General features: G+C 54.7%; 17 protein-coding genes and 1 tRNA gene. 15 read left to right on the top strand and 3 right to left on the bottom strand.

Translation table 11 applies throughout. From position 1 onward, the window contains the following. The first annotated feature begins 52 nt into the window (after nt 1-52). From MKI83_RS04690 to MKI83_RS04675, 4 genes are read left to right on the top strand one after another with little or no spacing between them, the layout of a single operon-like run. Complete coding sequence (locus MKI83_RS04690; protein ID WP_241583707.1) at nt 53-811, top strand: C39 family peptidase; 759 nt, start codon at nt 53-55, stop codon at nt 809-811. A gap of 38 nt (nt 812-849) precedes the next feature. Continuing rightward, a complete protein-coding gene (locus MKI83_RS04685) occupies nt 850-1,854 on the top strand; it encodes a transporter (protein WP_241583705.1) in 1,005 nt (334 codons plus the stop codon). Nucleotides 1,855-1,862: 8 nt separating this feature from the next. After that, nucleotides 1,863-3,455: an outer membrane protein transport protein gene (locus tag MKI83_RS04680; protein ID WP_370867350.1), complete on the top strand. Its 1,593-nt coding sequence runs from the start codon at nt 1,863-1,865 to the stop codon at nt 3,453-3,455. Nucleotides 3,456-3,462: 7 nt separating this feature from the next. Continuing rightward, on the top strand, nt 3,463-4,626 hold the full coding sequence (locus MKI83_RS04675; RefSeq protein WP_241583704.1) for a MalM family protein: 1,164 nt from the start codon (nt 3,463-3,465) through the stop codon (nt 4,624-4,626). 89 nt (nt 4,627-4,715) lie between these two features. Here MKI83_RS04675 and MKI83_RS04670 read toward each other — a convergent pair whose 3' ends face one another. After that, on the bottom strand, nt 4,716-5,315 hold the full coding sequence (locus MKI83_RS04670) for a Yip1 family protein (protein ID WP_241583703.1): 600 nt from the start codon (nt 5,313-5,315) through the stop codon (nt 4,716-4,718). 155 nt (nt 5,316-5,470) lie between these two features. Further along, on the bottom strand, nt 5,471-6,064 hold the full coding sequence (locus tag MKI83_RS04665) for a DNA-J related domain-containing protein (protein WP_241583702.1): 594 nt from the start codon (nt 6,062-6,064) through the stop codon (nt 5,471-5,473). 105 nt (nt 6,065-6,169) lie between these two features. On the opposite strand from MKI83_RS04665, the gene MKI83_RS04660 reads away from it, so the two are divergent. From MKI83_RS04660 to MKI83_RS04635, 6 genes are all read left to right on the top strand, one after another. Continuing rightward, nucleotides 6,170-6,976: a DUF547 domain-containing protein gene (locus MKI83_RS04660; RefSeq protein WP_241583701.1), complete on the top strand. Its 807-nt coding sequence runs from the start codon at nt 6,170-6,172 to the stop codon at nt 6,974-6,976. A 74-nt stretch (nt 6,977-7,050) separates the two neighbouring features. After that, nucleotides 7,051-7,875 carry a tRNA 2-thiocytidine(32) synthetase TtcA gene (gene ttcA, locus MKI83_RS04655; protein ID WP_241583700.1) on the top strand — a complete coding sequence of 275 codons (825 nt, stop codon included), beginning with the start codon at nt 7,051-7,053 and terminating at the stop codon, nt 7,873-7,875. Nucleotides 7,876-7,917: 42 nt separating this feature from the next. Beyond that, a complete protein-coding gene (locus MKI83_RS04650) occupies nt 7,918-8,589 on the top strand; it encodes a DNA-3-methyladenine glycosylase I (RefSeq protein WP_241583699.1) in 672 nt (223 codons plus the stop codon). Between the two features lie 10 nt (nt 8,590-8,599). Continuing rightward, nucleotides 8,600-9,367: an NAD-dependent protein deacylase gene (locus MKI83_RS04645; RefSeq protein WP_241583698.1), complete on the top strand. Its 768-nt coding sequence runs from the start codon at nt 8,600-8,602 to the stop codon at nt 9,365-9,367. A gap of 71 nt (nt 9,368-9,438) precedes the next feature. Further along, a complete protein-coding gene (locus tag MKI83_RS04640) occupies nt 9,439-10,008 on the top strand; it encodes a C40 family peptidase (protein ID WP_241583696.1) in 570 nt (189 codons plus the stop codon). A gap of 125 nt (nt 10,009-10,133) precedes the next feature. Next, a complete protein-coding gene (locus tag MKI83_RS04635; RefSeq protein WP_241583695.1) occupies nt 10,134-10,634 on the top strand; it encodes a C40 family peptidase in 501 nt (166 codons plus the stop codon). Nucleotides 10,635-10,696: 62 nt separating this feature from the next. On the opposite strand, the gene nhaD is transcribed toward MKI83_RS04635, so the two are convergent. Continuing rightward, nucleotides 10,697-11,986, bottom strand: a complete 1,290-nt coding sequence (gene nhaD / locus MKI83_RS04630) for a sodium:proton antiporter NhaD (protein WP_241583694.1) — start codon at nt 11,984-11,986, stop codon at nt 10,697-10,699. Nucleotides 11,987-12,177: 191 nt separating this feature from the next. Between nhaD and prmB the strand changes: the two genes are divergently transcribed. From prmB to MKI83_RS04605, 5 genes are all read left to right on the top strand, one after another. Beyond that, nucleotides 12,178-13,092 carry a 50S ribosomal protein L3 N(5)-glutamine methyltransferase gene (prmB, locus tag MKI83_RS04625; RefSeq protein WP_241583693.1) on the top strand — a complete coding sequence of 305 codons (915 nt, stop codon included), beginning with the start codon at nt 12,178-12,180 and terminating at the stop codon, nt 13,090-13,092. A 105-nt stretch (nt 13,093-13,197) separates the two neighbouring features. Next, a complete protein-coding gene (gene aroC, locus MKI83_RS04620; protein ID WP_241583692.1) occupies nt 13,198-14,289 on the top strand; it encodes a chorismate synthase in 1,092 nt (363 codons plus the stop codon). A 90-nt stretch (nt 14,290-14,379) separates the two neighbouring features. Further along, a complete protein-coding gene (locus MKI83_RS04615) occupies nt 14,380-15,549 on the top strand; it encodes an MFS transporter (protein ID WP_241583691.1) in 1,170 nt (389 codons plus the stop codon). After that, entirely contained in the window at nt 15,546-16,085 is a 540-nt protein-coding gene (locus MKI83_RS04610) for a cupin domain-containing protein (RefSeq protein WP_241583690.1), read from the top strand. Before MKI83_RS04615 ends, MKI83_RS04610 begins: the two co-directional genes overlap by 4 nt. 105 nt (nt 16,086-16,190) lie before the next feature. Beyond that, nucleotides 16,191-16,281, top strand: a tRNA-Ser gene (locus MKI83_RS04605). Nucleotides 16,282-16,495: the final 214 nt, after the last annotated feature.

Raw genomic sequence — 16,495 nt, 5'->3', positions numbered from 1 at the left:
TCGAGGGCCTTATCAGCCTGGCTGGTAGGGCCCTTTTACTAGGAGGCGCAGCGTGATTGAGTTGTTAGTTGGCGGTGTGATCACCCTCTTAGGCTTTCAAGAAACAGTAGAAACCAAACCGCAACCGCAAGGAGCGGTGGTGGTGAACAGTCAAACCATGGCGATGCCGCAGCGCGAGCGGGTGACGCTGGAGCCTATGTCGCAGCTGCAGTTTCGCAATGTGATTCGCCAAGCGTATGACTACAGCTGTGGATCAGCCGCGCTGACCACGCTACTGGATTACTACCTAGGGATGAACCTTGAAGAACGGCAGGTGATGGATGGCCTGTTGCGCTACGGCGAGGTTGACAAAATTGTCGAGCGTCGAGGGTTTTCGCTGTTAGATATGAAGCGTTTTGTTGGCGCCTTGGGCTATAAAAGCGGTGGTTTCAAAGCGGGTTTTGATGATTTATCCGGCCTTGAACACCCGGCGATTGTGCCCATTCATTACGCAGGTTTTAAGCATTTTGTCGTGGTGCGTGAGGTGTTTAACGACCATGTGTTTGTGGCAGATCCTGCGCTTGGCAACATCAGCTTTACTGCCGCACGTTTTCAAGAAGTGTGGGATGAAAATATTTTGTTCATCGTTTTCCCAAATGAAGCGCCGTTAAACAGTGCGATGGCATTAAGTGATAAGGATTTGCGGATTTTGGATGACCGCACGGTGAACTGGCTGGCTTTTCGCGAGTTCCCGCAAATCACCAAGTTTATGGAGAACGAAGCTACCGAGCTTGGCTCTGGTGGTGACAAGCATTACATCCGCCGCAAATAAGACGGCGTATAACGATAAGAAGTGGTTCGGGGGTTGGTATGACACAGCGCGTTATCGCTGGTGCATTGGCACTGGCCTGTTTGGTGGCGCCCTACGCGTTTGCTGAACAAGCAAGTCAAGAACAGGCGCGGGAAGCGCTGGCCAAAAAATCGGACGATGCTGACACCGAAAAAGCTTTGGAAGAAGTCTTTCAGGCTGCCGAGAAAAGCTACACCTTGCTGAAAAAAGGCGAACGCACTTTAACGTTTGCTGCGGACTATTCGTTGGTGCGCGATACCTTAGTGGAAACCTTGCGCCAGAACGGCAATGTCTTCAGCGTGGTGGGTCGTAGTGAGGCGCAACATACGTTCACCAACTCCTTTACCTTTGATTACGGTGTCTGGGACAACCTCACCTTCAGTGTGCGTTTGCCGCTGGTGGCTAAGTACGACACGGAGCGTGATTTAAGTCGTTACAGCGTGGGCGATGTTTCCACCAGTGTTCGTTGGCAGCCGTGGGAAGCCGTGCGTGGTAAACCCGTGTACACCTTGTATGGCTCGCTCAGCCTGCCGACGGGTGATAGTCCCTACGACATTAATCCAGATAATGACCTTTCTACGGGCTCTGGCTTTTACAGCTTGGGCTTTGGTTTGAACGCCAGTTACATCATCGATCCGGTCGTGCTGTTCGGCTCGGTGGGATATGCCTACAACATGAAGGTCAGCGATGTGGATCAGGTTCGTGGCGGCCGCTTGCTGCAGGATGTTGACCCTGGTGACACCTTGTCGATGAGTGCGGGTTTTGCGTACTCCTTGTCGTACGACGTTTCCCTCAGTGCGTCGTACCAGATGTCGCACTCGCTGAAGACCGAATACACCTTTGCTGACGGCTCACTGGAGGGCACTGAATCCACCAGCGCGCTGATGAACTTCGCCCTCGGTGTGCGCACCGACCCTGACACTATTGTCAACGTGAATGCTGGCTTCGGCATGACGGAAGATTCGCCTGATGTGCTGCTCGGTATTTCTATGCCGCTGGACATCAAAGGCTTGAAGTCAGAGTAGGGGGCAGCATGCAGGCTTATATAGCCCGTCTGCTGACGGGATTGGGGATGTTTTGCCTTGTCGCTGGTAGCGCGCAAGCACAGTTGGCACAAAATTTAACCATTGGTAATCCCAAGGCAATGGCGCTGGGTAATGCGATTACCGCTGACTCCAGCGGGATCGATGCGGTGCATTACAACCCAGCCGCACTGACCAAGCTCAAAGGTCGGCAGACCCAAATGAAGCTGCTAACGGGCGTAATGGATATTCGCGCGAAGTTTGATGCCCCCGCAGGCTATGGCAGTAACTTCTTTGGTTATAGCGATGATGATGTGGCGGGTAAAAGCAGTCGTACCACCACGCCGGCTATGTACTTGCCAGGCTTTGGCGGTATCACCGAGATGCCTGTTTTAGCCGCGCCCTTGGCGGGCATGTCGATCAACCCACCCGGCTCAAAATTTACCTTCGCGACCAATATGTACGCCCCTCAGGCGCTCGGTTTTTCGCGTGACGATGATGATGACCCCGCGCGTTATCAGGGGCGTAAAGTCGCGATTCAGCGGATTACCTATTTGTCACCGTCGGTGGCCTATCAAATGAACGATGAGTTGTCATTTGGTTTGTCAGTGGGTTTTTCACATCAGGCCATGGCGCTCAATCAGGACTTCCGCGCGCCCGGCACGTTGACGGGGGTGACCCAATTATTTGGAGAGATTTTTAAATCGGGAATCTGTGCCACGCCGATCGTGATCTTAGTCAACTTCTGTGGTGCAGAGCTTGGGCCGTTCACCAACTTGGCCAACTTGGATATTGATTTACAACAAAAGCTGGCGCCCTCTTGGAACGTGGGTGTGTTGTGGGAGCCTACGGACTGGTTTGCTTGGGGCGCAACGTATCAAAGTGAGTCGCGTATGCACTTGCAGGGTAAATATACGGTTGATTACTCCAGCAATTGGCAGAGCTTCTGGAGTACCTTCAATTCCGCATTGCTTCCGCAGTTTGTACCGATTTTCCCTAACGGCAATGTGGATGAAGAACGTGGTTCGGCATCGCTGGATTTAACCTATCCCGATCATTTCTCAACCGGCATAAAATTTAAACCGCACGATCAGTGGCAGATTAACTTCGACCTTAAGTGGACCGATTACGCGGACTGGAATGAATTCACCATTGAGTTCGATCGTGAGCTCGATATGCTGCGTATTGCGAAAGTTTTTTCGCCCAATGCAGCTACCAGCAACAGCATTACGCTCGATCGGGGTTATGAGTCGGTTTGGAGTTGGGCGCTGGGGGTGCAGTATGATGTCAATGAGCGCCTTTCCTTGCGTGCCGGCTATGAGCCGCGCCCCTCTTCAATTCCCGGTAACAAAGCGGATGTGTTGGCGCCTGTCGGTGATGCCACTCTGTATGGCTTGGGTCTAGGTTATCGCTGGGATAAAGATACCTATATTGACCTTGGCTTTAACTACTTTGTGAGTGAGCAAGATATCCCTGCAGGTACCAGCTGTAACGTTAACTGCGCAAGCCTAGATAGCTTGGTATATAACCCCTACGCTGACCTTAACGTGAAAACCAAAACCACAGCCTACATAATGGCCGTCACCTATCGCACGACGTTCTGAGGTAGTGATGCGCCGTTTGTTTGTGTCTCTCAGCTTGTTGCTGGCTTTACTGCCTGTTAGCGCTAACGCTGGTAAGTACCTGACCTGGATTGATCCGCACGGGCGCTTGCACAACACGTTTGTGGGTAAAGAGTTTACTAGGCAACAAGAAGTTGCCCGCCAGCAGGTCGCTGAGCAAGACCGTTTAAGACTCAGTGGTGATGGTGGCGTGGGGGGCTTGCACCCTCTGCAAGGCGCTGAAAGTAAGCGTCGCTACTTTACGTGGGTAGACCAAGGCGGGCGCTTGCAAAGTAGCTTCTACGCCAATCAAGTCGGTCAAGGCGGGAATCCGCGTGATTATGTCTTGCCCTCGGGGGAGCGCGCCTCTGACTACATGGACGCCAATGTGCTGGAAGGGCGCGGCTTTGTGCGCAGTGAGAACGGTAACCCGTATTACACCTGGGTCGACGATCAAGGGCGCACGCATAACTCGCCGATCAGCATTGAAGAGCGCGCAGCGATGTTTGCCAAGCCCAGTGGGGTTAGCAAAATCGACTTCAACGAAGGGCGCGAGGTTGATTTGTCCGGCAGCAAGCAACAATTGCCGGGTTTAGATGGCGCGCCAAATGAAGCGCTGCGTCGCCTCTTGGCCAATGATGAGCAAGCGCAAGGTCTAATGCGCGACATGCAAAGCCGCTGCTGTTTGCAATTAACCGATGATGATTTTATCGAGTTGTCGGTTGAAGAGCCGCGCTATGAAGAAATGAATGATTTTTCACCTAGCCTAGCGCTGCCAACGGGTAAGACCAGCTATGCGGCATTCCGCTTGCCACGCTCGCAGCGTACCTATGGTTTACGAGTACGCAGTTTTGCTAATAAAACAGTGGTCTATCCGAGCCTGTTGTTTTTAAACGAAGGTAAGGTGCCTACCCGTTTAGTCAGTGATGCGGTGTACCAACTGAATCCGGAAACTTGGTACCGCTATGCGTTTCTTGAGGGTACCGTGGCGATTCGGCCTGAGCGTGGCGAGCGTTACGTGCTGCTGATTACCACCAGCGATGACTTGGCGCAGGCAACGCTGGATAACAAGCCGTTTAAGCGACCACTGCAGGCGTTGCAGGTCGATGGCGATGGGCTACAGCAGCACGCGCACGCCAAAGAGGGCGCGTTTGAGTTGGCGATTGTGCGTTGAGTATTGCCTAAGGCTTGGGCGTAAGTTTTCTCAGTTCTAAAACAACAAGGCAGCCCATTGAGGCTGCCTTGTTGTTACTGGGCGGAAGGCTAGCTGGTGTAGACCGGGCCAACGCCAAACCCCCACAGAATGACTGAGGCGGCAATCATGGCAACCAGTACCACAAGACCTACAGCCAACACGGAGCTGGAGAACAAGAAGCCTTCGTCTTTCGGTATGCGCATGAAGGTCGGAATACCGACATACAGTAAGTACACCGTGTAGCAGATGGCGGCGGTGCCGACCAACATGCCGAGCCACAAGCTGGGGTACAGCGCCGAGAGGCCGGCAATAAACAGCGGGGTGGCGGTGTAGGCTGCGAACACGATACAGCGCGCCAAGCTCGGGCTGCTGTCGTAGGTGCGCGCCATCCAATGAATAAACGCTCCCATGACAGCCACACCGGCCAGCATGGCCAAGTAAGACAGGACGGTCATCTGTATTGCACTGCTTTGCGTGAGCTTGACGGCATCCCCCGTGCCAAAGCTCCAGCCCACTTCGGTGGTGCCAAAATAAGCTGATATCACAGGGATTGCGGCCAAAATCAGCACATGGGTGAAGTACATGTGGCTGATGGTTTCTTTTTCGCCGCGGATTTCCTGCCATTCCTGATCGGGATGAGTAAAGAGCCCCCAAACATGGTGGATCATAGCCTTACCTCCTCTTTCTTATAATGGCCGTCTTGGCGACGTGCTAGCGAGGCGTGGACAGCGCTCGCTAGTGCACCACCAACCTATACGGCCTTGAGTTCAGTATAGGCAGAGGGTGAAGGTCAGAAAGGTGAGGGTTAGAGCAATTAGAAGTTTCAGGCTTGCCCATAATAACGCTCGAGTATTTCAAAAGCATGATTGATCGACTGCATTCGCGTCTGGCTGCCACCACGATCGGGATGGTGCAGACTGACCAACTGCCGATAACGCTGCTTGATACGCTGAGGGGTGATGGGCTCATCGAGTTCAAACAGCTCAATCGCAGCGAGCTTTTCCTCACCGCCTTGCATGCGCGTCCAAAAGCTGGTGAGCAAGCGTTCAACATCGCGCTCGTCGGTCTCTCTTAATTGCTGCTCGTCCAGATAATAAGCGCGCAGAGGATCGTGTTCGCTTACGGCTTGGCTGCCTGCTTGGTAGGGCATTAAGCAGATATTAAGCGGGTCAATATGCAGATAGGCGCGTTCGGCTTGCCATAGCTGATCACGCAGTCGGTACAGCGCGTTGAATAATAGGAAATGACTACGAAACAGCACCAGCTTGTCGCTCAAGGCGAGATTGGGTAGGTGACTGCTGTGCGCTTTGCGTAGCGCGTGTAGCAGGGCGTATTCGGGTAGCCCATCCGGCTGCTGTTGCAAAAGATGCAGGCATTGTTGGTCGAGTGAGGCGCTTTGTGGGAATTCATTCATCATGGGTCGAGCCTAGCATGTAACCTTGCCGCAGTTGTGTGGTCTGTTTGTAGCTTGTGGTGCGGTTATTAGTTGTGCGAGTTAATGGTTTAGATAAGGTGCCAGTGAATGAAACAGATAAGCGCTTGGGTGGGAGTTGTGCTGTTAAGCGCCTTGGCTTGGGGGGCGCAAGCGGCGCCAGCAAGCGAGCCCTGGCCGATGTGGCAGGCTAGTCAGGAACAAGCTTCGCTACGCGTCGATCACAGTCTTTGGCAGGACGTATTAAACCGCTACCTCGATGATCAACATGCCAGCGGTATTAACCGCTTCGCCTATGGCCAAGTCCATCCGCAGGATGTTCGTCAGCTAGATGCTTACATCCGGGCGTTGACGGCTATCGATCCACGGCAGTTGTCGCGTGCCGAGCAAAAGGCTTATTGGATCAACCTGTATAACGCGGTGACGGTACAGCTCATGCTCAAAGCGTGGCCGGTAAGCAGTATTCGCAAACTCGGCGCTTGGTATGCGTTGGGGCCTTGGGATGATGAAGTCGTTGTGGTCGCAGGGCAGGGCTTAACCCTGAACGACATAGAGCATCGTATTTTGCGGCCCATTTGGCAGGATGCGCGCATTCACTATGCGGTTAATTGTGCCAGTCTCGGTTGTCCCAACTTAGCCAGCCAAGCGTTTACTGCAGAAAACACCGAGCGTTTATTGGAGCAAGCCGCGCGTGAGTTTATTAATCATCCGCGTGGGGTGCAGTGGCAGCAAGGTCGCTGGCAGTTGTCTTCTATTTATGACTGGTACAGCGTCGATTTTCCTGACTTGGCTGCACACTTAGCTCAATACGCTGATGCTTCGTTGCAGGCGTTGCTCAAGCAGCATCCACTCAGCGATGTGCGTTATGACTACGAATGGGCCGTTAATGCGCCTTAGCCGATGGCGTGACTAGGGTTGGCGAGTGTTTGTGCGTAGAATGAGCGCCCATTTTCATGCTGTGGACGTCGGTTATGGGTACTCTGTCGGTCAATCAAAATAAGCTGCAAAAGCGCCTGCGCCGCCTAGTCGGTGAGGCCATCACCGACTACAACATGATCGAAGACGGCGATAAGGTCATGGTGTGCTTGTCGGGCGGTAAAGACAGTTACACCTTGCTGGATGTCTTGCTGTATCTGCAAAAAGTGGCGCCGATTCGTTTTGAAATCGTGGCCGTGAACATGGATCAAAAGCAGCCGGGTTTTCCTGAGCAGGTATTGCCAGAGTATTTGGCAAGCTTAGGTGTGGCGTACCACATCATCGAGAAAGATACCTACTCGGTGGTGAAGGAAAAAATTCCTGAAGGCAAAACCACCTGCTCGCTGTGTTCACGCTTACGCCGCGGCACCTTGTACACCTACGCCGATGAAATTGGCGCAACCAAAATGGCGCTCGGTCATCACCGCGATGACATGGTGGAAACCTTCTTCCTCAACCTGTTCTACGGTGGCACGTTAAAAAGCATGCCGCCTAAATTGTTGTCGGATGATGGTCGCAACGTGGTGATTCGTCCGCTGGCGTATTGCAGCGAGAAGGACATTGAAGCCTACGCGGAGCTTCGTGAGTTCCCGATTATTCCGTGCAATTTGTGTGGCTCGCAGGAAAACCTGCAGCGCCAAGTCGTCAAAGAGATGCTGCACGAGTGGGAGCGCAAAACCCCAGGCCGCACCGAAATCATGTTCCGCGCGCTGCAAAACGTAGCGCCTTCGCAGTTGGCAGATCGCAACTTGTTTGACTTCAACAGCTTACGCATTGATGACAACGCCACCCCGCGCTTTGTGGATGTAATGAACTTATAAGCGCCGCCGCAAGGCTTAATGACTGAGCGATAAGGAATCCCGATGCGCGACTATCAGTGGCTGTATGAGTACTGCCTGAATCGCTTTGGCTCACAGGCCAAGCTTGAGGGGCAATTGCCCCAGCCGGTCAGTGACGACGCGTTGCGCGCGCTGAGTGATGATCGTTATTTATCACTGATTGGCCTGCGCATTTTTCGTGCGGGGTTAAAGCACAGCTTGGTGGATGCCAAATGGCCGGCTTTTGAAGAGGTTTTTTGGGGATTCGACCCGCAAAAGCTGGTGCTGATAAGTGCCGAACACATTGAGCGCCTGATGCAAGACAAACGCTTGATACGTCATCTCGGCAAGCTCAAGAGCGTGCCGCGCAATGCCCAGTTTGTGCTGGATATTGCCCAAGAGCACGGCAGTTTTGGTGCATGGATTGCGGCATGGCCCACGGACGATATCACCGGGCTTTGGACGCAGTTAGCTAAGCGCGGCACTCAGTTAGGCGGCTTGTCCGCGCCGCGTTTGTTACGCATGTTAGGCAAGGACACCTTTGTGCCGACTAACGATGTGGTAGCGGCACTCAGTGCCCAAGGCATCGTGGATAAGGTGCCGAGTTCTTTACGCGACAAAGCCGCCGTACAGGAGGCTTTCAATACCTGGCAGGCGCAAAGCGGTCGCCCGCTGTGCCAGTTGTCGTGGATGCTGGCGCACACCGTTAATCATTGAGGTTCGCAGCATGGATTATGCCCAGCAGGTACAAACGCTTGCCCAAGCGCTGCAGCAAGCTGAACGCATCTTGCTCATCACCGGCGCGGGGTTATCGGCGGATTCGGGCTTGCCGACGTATCGAGGGATGGGCGGCTTATACAATGGCCACACTGATGAAGGCATGCCGATCGAGCAAGCGCTGAGCGGCACTATGCTGCGACAACGCCCGGAGCTGTGCTGGAAATACCTCGCCCAGTTGGGGCAGGCTGTTCTCGCTGCTGCACCCAATGCAGGTCACCATGCGATTGCTGCGCTGCAGCAGCGTAAAGGGCAATGCTGGGTTCTGACGCAAAATATTGATGGCTATCATCGTCAAGCCGGTAGCCCTGCGGCACGCTTAATCGAAATCCACGGTCAATTGGCACCGCTGTTCTGCCAGTCGTGCGGCAAAGTCAGTGAGAATTTGGAGGCGTGCCTTGCGCAGCCCTTACCGCCTTGCTGTGACACTTGCGGCGGCGTGTTGCGCCCACCCGTGGTGCTGTTTGAGGAGATGCTCGTCGATGACGATATTGGCCGCTTGTATCGCGAAGTCGCAAAAGGTTTTGAGGTGGTGGTGTTGATTGGCACCAGCGCGAGCTTCCCCTACATCTTGGAGCCCGCCTTACGCTGTCAGCAGGCGGGCGGGCTTGTTGTAGAGATTAACCCGCAGCGCAGCGCGTTATCTGAGCGTGTTGATATTGCTATCGCTGCACCAGCCAGCAGTACCTTGCAGGATTTGCTAACAAGTTTTAGCTAGAAATGAGCGGCAGACGCTTGTGCTGGCGGCGTGTTTTTTGCAAAGTCGCACTTTTTTCAGGGGCTAGCGCCATGTTCATGACGCGGATAACACTCAATGCAGCACTGCTGACTTCGCTAATGGCGTTAGCCGGTTGTGCGACGCAACAGCCCGTGCACGAGCCGGTGGTGGTTGTGCAAAAGATGGCCCCAGAGCCTGAGCCTGAAGTGGTTGAGCAGAGCTCGCCGCAAGAAGATGCCTTGGCGCAGGCGCTAGACCAGCTTGGCGCGCGTTATCGTTACGGTGGTGCCTCACCGCAAGCGGGTTTTGACTGCAGTGGTCTGGTTCACTATGCGTTCCAAAATACCCTGTCAGTGGACTTGCCGCGCTCGTCGCGCGCCATGAGTCGTATGGATCAACCTACCGTCAAGCGCGCTGATTTGCAGCCGGGCGATCTGATTTTCTTCAAAATTGGCGGCCAAGTGAGCCATGTCGGCATGTATGTCGGTGACGACCAGTTTTTACACGCCAATCGTTCCGGCGGAAAAGTGCGGATTGATAACCTGAGCGACCGTTACTGGCAAAACCATTTCTTCTTAGCCAAGCGTGTTGAGGTCGAGGTCGAGGCCGCCGATGCGACGGCGAGCTTGTCGCTGGATTAGCCTGTTGCTGGGTCGAGAGTGAGTGTTTGAAGCTGCGCTACTGGTTTTACTTCATCGGCTAACTACTTGAATTTCTGAGTATTGCGCGCCAAGCTGGCTATCAATAAAGCCGAGTAGGGGTGGGCATGCTTAAGTTATCGCTTCGTTTGAGTGTCATCGCTGCGTTGGCTGCCTTGTTGGCGGCCTGTTCCTCGACGCCGCCTTCACCGCCGGTAGCCGTGGCTCCTTCCTTGCCTGCGCCTAGCGCTAGTGCCGCACAAGACGTGCTGTTTAATGCCATGGCACAAGTCGGCACGCCTTATCGTTATGGCGGCTCCTCGCCACAAAGTGGTTTTGACTGTAGCGGCTTGATTCAGTACGTGTATCGAGGCACGGCCAATGTGCATTTGCCTCGCACAACCTTGGAAATGAGTCAGCTCAACAAGCCGGCGGTCAGCCGAGGCGAGCTAGCGGCAGGCGATTTGCTGTTCTTCAATATCAGTGGCCGCATCAGTCATGCCGGTATTTACGTGGGCGAGGGGCGCTTTGTGCATGCGCCCAGCTCCGGTGGGTATGTACGCTTAGATCGCTTGGCAGATCGTTATTGGACTAAGCACTACGCTGGCGCCAAGCGCATCATTTATTGATGGTTTGCCACAACAAAAAGCCCAGCGTCGACGCTGGGCTTTTTGTTGTGTTGGCTTGCTGATCAGTACAAGCCAAACAGCTTGAACTGCAACCACCAGACGCCTAGTGAGCCTAAGAAGTTAACCAAAATAGCGGGCAAAAACTTTAAGTGCACGCCAAAGGTATAGCTCTTGTCCAAAGCCATGGCCATGATGCCGGCGGCTGAACCGACCACAGTGAGCGAACCGCCAATGCCCACCATCAAGGCGTTGAGCGCCCATTGGTCTAGACCGAGTTGGGGGTTGGACATCAAGGCCGCCGCTTCAACCGGTACGTTATCCATAATGCCGGAAATGACGCCAAGAATGACGTTCACCAGTGTGGGGTCAAACAGCTCAAATAGCTTGGAAATGTAAGACAGCCAGCCGACATGGTTAAGGCACGAGACCGCGGTGATGATGCCGATAAAGAACAGTAGGGCGTTCCACTCCACTTTTTGCAGTTGATCCTGCCACGGCAATTCGATGCCGCGATGGCTCAATACCCACGCCCACAGGGCGACAAAGCCTAAGCCAATGCCGGTGGCAAATTCGATGTCCACGTGTAGCGTCACGTTGGCGGTGACGGCAAACACGATGGCGCTCAGACCGACCACGGCAATGCTGGCGCCGCCTGGCTTGAGTGCCGAGTCATCGCCTTCGATTTCGCGAATCAGCTGATGGCCCTTAAGTGGGCGCATGTAGAAAAACTCAAGGGTCAAGGCGAATAGCAGCCAGCCGATGAGCGCCGACGGAATCAATAGCAGCAGCCCCGCGAGGCTGATCTTACCGGCCAGTACCACCATCAGTGAGGTCGAGGTGCCGAGGAACCACACCCCGGTATTGGAGGCCACCACGATGTTGCACAGCGACACGTGGGTGTAACGCTCGTTAATTGAGATGTTCTTGATCGACTTACCGAAGATCATCGCCGTGGTGAAGTTGTTGATGAAAGGCGACATCAGTGCGGATAACGCACCGGTGGCCCAAAACATCCCACGTGCGCCCAAGCCTTTTTTCAGCAAAAAGCCGTTGAGTGCAGTGAACACGTTACGTTCGTTGAGCAACTCAACAATCATCCACATGAAGGCCATGAAGGCGATCAGGCCAAAGAGCTCGGTTTTGATGTGTTCTTGAGCTTCGGCAAACAGGTGAAAGCCGTTGGGGTCGTTAAACAGGTAGTGCAAGCCGATGACAACTAAGCCAGACATCATGAACATCGCCGGCTTGAATTTATCCATTTCAAGCTGGGCTTCGAACATGATCAAAGCCATACCAATAAGAAAGATCACCAGCACAGCGATGCCAGTGAACGACAAGGGTTCTATAAGCATGATGGGAGGACTCGGAAAGGCGGAAGGGAAGGGTTAGAAAGTGGTGACTCATTATTGTGCAAACAAATGTTTCTGAATACGGGGTGTGCACCGTTTTTGCGCCTTTATTTGTAGCGTTTGCGCCACATTTAGCTGCACGAAGCACGGCTTTTTTTCGGTAAGATGCTCCTTTTTTCGCTTTCGAGGTCACCATGTCTGCCAGTCGCTTGCTTACCCTGCGCGATCACATTCGTTACGCGGTAACGCAATTTCATCAAAGCGATGTGTTTTTTGGCCATGGCAGCGACAACGCGTGGGATGAAGCCCGCCAGTTAGTGCTGGGGGCGCTGCATTTGCCGTGGCAAATCAGTGACAGCTATTTAGATTGCCGCTTAGAAGAAGACGAAGCGGCAACGCTGCGTGAGTTGTTCCGCCAGCGCATTGAGCAGCGCGTTCCCGCGGCTTATTTACTCAATGAAGCCTGGTTCTGCGGTTTGTCGTTTTATGTCGATGACCGTGTGCTGGTACCGCGCTCGCCGATTGCTGAGCAAATTGAACAGGGCTTTGCGCCATGGCTCGACGAGGCGCCCCTGCGAGTGCTGGATTTGTGCACCGGCTCAGGTTGCATCGGCATCGCCTGTGCTGAGGTGTTCCCCGAGGCTGAGGTGGTGTTGGCTGATCTGTCGTTTGATGCCTTGGAAATCGCCAATATCAATATCGAACGCCATCAAATGGAATCGCGCGTTTATAGCGTGCAAGGCGATTTGTTTGATGGGCTGCCGGGACAGACCTTCGACCTGATCGTCAGCAATCCACCTTACGTGGATGCCGAAGACTTGGCCGACATGCCGGCTGAATACCACCACGAGCCAGCCATGGGTTTGGGCGCGGGTGATGATGGTTTGCTGCTGGTGCGGCGAATCTTGGCAGAAGCGGCCACGCACTTGAATCCGCATGGCGTACTGGTGGTGGAAGTGGGTAACTCGCAAGTGCATGTCGAGGCCACGTACCCCGAAGTCGATTTCACCTGGCTGGAGTTTCGCCAAGGTGGTCACGGCGTGTTCTTGCTCACCGAGCGCCAGTGCCGTGAGCATCAGGCGCTGTTTCAAAGCCGCGTTAACGGCTGACAGCAGGCCTTTTTAACCCAAGGCGCTGCATCCGTTATACTGCGCGCCCCACGCCTGCCGCGTTCGCTGCGGCAGGCCACCAACTAAGCGTCGTGGAGTCTGGGCATGTCCGGCAATACTTTTGGCAAACTGTTTTCCGTCACCAGTGCGGGTGAAAGCCATGGCCCCGCGCTGGTGGCCGTCGTCGATGGTTGCCCGCCGGGGATTGCGTTAAGTGCAGAAGATTTGCAGCGTGACTTGGATCGCCGCAAACCCGGCACCAGCCGCCACACCACGCAACGCCAAGAAGCGGATGAAGTCGAAATTCTCGCTGGCGTGTTCGAAGGTAAAACCACCGGCTGCGCGATCGGCTTGCTGATCCGCAATACCGATCAGAAATCCAAAGACTACTCGGCGATTAGCGAGCTGTTCCGTCCGGCGCATGCCGACTACACCTATCACCACAAGTACGGTATTCGCGACTACCGTGGCGGTGGTCGCAGCTCCGCGCGTGAAACTGCGATGCGAGTGGCCGCCGGTGCGATTGCGAAAAAAGTCTTGGCCGCGCAGGGCATTGTCGTGCGTGGTTACATGAGCCAACTCGGCCCGATTGAGATCCCCTTTAAAACGTGGGATAGCGTAGAGCAGAACGCATTTTTCAGCCCAGACCCAGACAAAGTGCCGGAGCTGGAGCACTACATGGACCAGCTGCGCCGTGATCAAGACTCCGTCGGCGCTAAGATCACCGTCGTCGCCGAAGGCGTGATGCCAGGCTTGGGCGAGCCAATATTTGATCGACTGGATGCTGAGCTCGCCCACGCGCTGATGAGCATTAACGCAGTCAAAGGTGTCGAGATTGGCGCAGGCTTTGCCAGTGTGGCGCAGCGCGGCACCGAGCACCGTGATGAACTTACGCCAGAAGGCTTCTTGAGCAATAACGCCGGCGGCATTTTAGGTGGGATTTCATCCGGTCAACCGATTGTGGCGCACATTGCCCTTAAGCCGACATCCAGTATCACCACGCCCGGCCGCTCGATTGATATTCACGGTAATCCCGTTGAGGTGATCACCAAAGGGCGTCACGATCCTTGTGTGGGTATTCGTGCCACGCCCATTGCCGAGGCCATGATGGCGATTGTGTTGCTCGATCACCTGCTGCGCCACCGTGGGCAAAACGCCGATGTGTCGGTGAGCACACCCGCACTGGGCCAGTTGTGATGTGCGTGCCGGTCACTCAGCAGTGATCGGCACATTAGTTGACACATTAGTTGACACATTAGTCGGCGCATTGAGAGGGCACTAAGGCGCATGTCATCTGCAGTGCCTTATTGGCGACTGTCTAATTTTTATTTCTGGTACTTCAGCCTATTGGGTGCCAGTGCGCCGTTTTGGCCGTTATTTCTCGAAAAGCTTGGTCTAAGCCCCGCACGCATTGGCGAGCTGATCGCCATCCCGATGCTGATGCGCGTGCTGGCACCTAATTTATGGGCGGCTTTGGCGGATAGTCGCGGCACACGTTTAGGCATCTTGCGCTTAGGCAGCGTATGCACCTTAGTGTTTTTTGCCGGTGTCTTTATTGATCAAAGCTTTTGGGTGCTGGCCTTAGTGATGGCGCTGCACAGCTTCTTTTGGCACGCCATTTTGCCGCAAGCCGAGGTCATCACCCTGCATCATCTCGGTACGCGCACCGATCATTACAGCAAAGTACGGTTGTGGGGTTCGGTGGGCTTCATTGCCGTCGTGGTCGGGTTTGGCTGGTTGTTCGAGCGTTTGCCCGTCTTATACCTGCCACACCTGATGGCGTTGATCATGCTGATGATCATCCTCGCCGGATTTTTCTTGCCAGCTTTGCAGGTCGGTGAGGTCAGTACCCCGTTGGCCCGCGGCACCCTACGCGGGCTGCTTAAGCAGCCGACGATGTTGGCGTTTTTTGCCGGTTGCTTATTAATGTTGGCCAGCCATGGCCCGTACTACACCTTTTTTAGTGTCTACCTGCAGGGCCTAGGCTACAGCCGAGTGGCCATTGGTTTGCTGTGGGCACTGGGCGTACTGGCGGAGATCATCGTCTTTTTGTTGATGGCGCGGGTGATACCCAAGCTGGGTTTGCGCTGGGTGCTGGTCGGTTCGCTGATGCTGGCGACGCTGCGCTGGGTGATGATTGCCCTGTGGGCTGATAACCTGTGGCTCTTGTTGCTGGCGCAGTGCCTACACGCGGCCACCTTTGGTGCGTTTCATGCGGCGGCCGTGGCTTTTATTCAGCAACATTTCCCGCCGCAACGCCAAAGTACAGGTCAGGCCCTCTACAGCACCTTAGGAGGTGCCGGTGGTGCGCTGGGGGCCTTGCTCAGCGGTTACGCGTGGGGCAGTTTAGGCGCCAGCCAAACCTATATGGGCGCCGCCGCGCTGGCCCTGCTCGGTGCTTGGTTGGCTTGGCGCTGGCTGCACCCTCAATCGATTACCTGCAAGGAAAGCCCATGAGCTTGCTCTACGTCTACCACGCCCAACACCCTGAGCAACCCTACAAAGTGCTGACCCATCACGATGATATTGTCAGCACCTTGCAGCGCGCAGGCTTAACGCTGACTAGGCGCAGCGTGCCCGCCGGTCTCAAAGCTGGGCAGCCGCTGGAGTCGCTTCAGCAGGCTTTGCAGCAGCCCTTGCGTGAGTGGCAGGCGGATTACCCAGCCTGTGATGCCCTGGAAATGTTTAGCTTGGCTGCTTGCCCCGGCGAAGAGTCAGTCGCCAAACTGCCCCATGCCGAGCGTGTAACCAGCAAGACCTGCGTCTATGCCGTACTGCAAGGGCGGGCGCTGTTGACCTGCGCCAGCGACGACGATGTATTAGCCATTGAGCTTGAGCGTGGCGATTGGCTGCAGTTGCCAGCCGACTGCACCCACTGGTTGGATGCCGGCGAACAACCTGAGCTGGTTGCTTTGCAACTGAACACCTCGCAAGCGCCTTTGAATTACAGTGATACCCATGACTTACTGCGTTTCGCAGGCTTACACGACTAACCACGTTTGCGCGATAAGCCAATGAATCGCTAGGGAAAAAGTTTGCCAAGGGCAGGGGCTTCGGTTACATTAGCGCGCCTCGACGGGGCTGCCCCTGCGAGATCCGGTGAGATGTCCGAGCGGTTGAAGGAGCACGCCTGGAAAGTGTGTGTACGTTAATAGCGTACCGAGGGTTCGAATCCCTCTCTCACCGCCATTTTAGTCAAAGAAGCCCCGCACTAGCGGGGCTTCTTGTTTCTGCTCGAGCCTGTTCCCCTATTTTTTCCCCGCTGCGTATGGCCCTGTCTCTATGCTGGCTGCTGAGCTTAGCCGTACCACCTGAGGCGAGTTTGGAAAAAGGGGACAGATTTATTTTTGCTGGTTGGTTGCTGGACTAAGCTGAAGGCCTCAATGGAAGGAGGTGTTTATGC

Source organism: Atopomonas sediminilitoris (assembly GCF_022601735.1).
GTDB classification, from domain to species: Bacteria; Pseudomonadota; Gammaproteobacteria; order Pseudomonadales; family Pseudomonadaceae; genus Atopomonas; species Atopomonas sediminilitoris.
This window is presented reverse-complemented; position numbering and strand designations above follow the sequence as displayed.

Excerpts from the sequence above, each read along its gene's own strand:
- MKI83_RS04685 (WP_241583705.1), top strand. The coding sequence starts at position 850 with ATGACACAGCGCGTTATCGCTGGTGCATTGGCACTGGCCTGTTTGGTG.
- MKI83_RS04680 (WP_370867350.1), top strand. The coding sequence starts at position 1,863 with ATGCAGGCTTATATAGCCCGTCTGCTGACGGGATTGGGGATGTTTTGC.
- MKI83_RS04675 (WP_241583704.1), top strand. The coding sequence starts at position 3,463 with ATGCGCCGTTTGTTTGTGTCTCTCAGCTTGTTGCTGGCTTTACTGCCT.
- MKI83_RS04670 (WP_241583703.1), bottom strand. The coding sequence starts at position 5,315 with ATGATCCACCATGTTTGGGGGCTCTTTACTCATCCCGATCAGGAATGG.
- MKI83_RS04665 (WP_241583702.1), bottom strand. The coding sequence starts at position 6,064 with ATGATGAATGAATTCCCACAAAGCGCCTCACTCGACCAACAATGCCTG.
- MKI83_RS04660 (WP_241583701.1), top strand. The coding sequence starts at position 6,170 with ATGAAACAGATAAGCGCTTGGGTGGGAGTTGTGCTGTTAAGCGCCTTG.
- ttcA (WP_241583700.1), top strand. The coding sequence starts at position 7,051 with ATGGGTACTCTGTCGGTCAATCAAAATAAGCTGCAAAAGCGCCTGCGC.
- MKI83_RS04650 (WP_241583699.1), top strand. The coding sequence starts at position 7,918 with ATGCGCGACTATCAGTGGCTGTATGAGTACTGCCTGAATCGCTTTGGC.
- MKI83_RS04645 (WP_241583698.1), top strand. The coding sequence starts at position 8,600 with ATGGATTATGCCCAGCAGGTACAAACGCTTGCCCAAGCGCTGCAGCAA.
- MKI83_RS04640 (WP_241583696.1), top strand. The coding sequence starts at position 9,439 with ATGTTCATGACGCGGATAACACTCAATGCAGCACTGCTGACTTCGCTA.
- MKI83_RS04635 (WP_241583695.1), top strand. The coding sequence starts at position 10,134 with ATGCTTAAGTTATCGCTTCGTTTGAGTGTCATCGCTGCGTTGGCTGCC.
- nhaD (WP_241583694.1), bottom strand. The coding sequence starts at position 11,986 with ATGCTTATAGAACCCTTGTCGTTCACTGGCATCGCTGTGCTGGTGATC.
- prmB (WP_241583693.1), top strand. The coding sequence starts at position 12,178 with ATGTCTGCCAGTCGCTTGCTTACCCTGCGCGATCACATTCGTTACGCG.
- aroC (WP_241583692.1), top strand. The coding sequence starts at position 13,198 with ATGTCCGGCAATACTTTTGGCAAACTGTTTTCCGTCACCAGTGCGGGT.
- MKI83_RS04615 (WP_241583691.1), top strand. The coding sequence starts at position 14,380 with ATGTCATCTGCAGTGCCTTATTGGCGACTGTCTAATTTTTATTTCTGG.
- MKI83_RS04610 (WP_241583690.1), top strand. The coding sequence starts at position 15,546 with ATGAGCTTGCTCTACGTCTACCACGCCCAACACCCTGAGCAACCCTAC.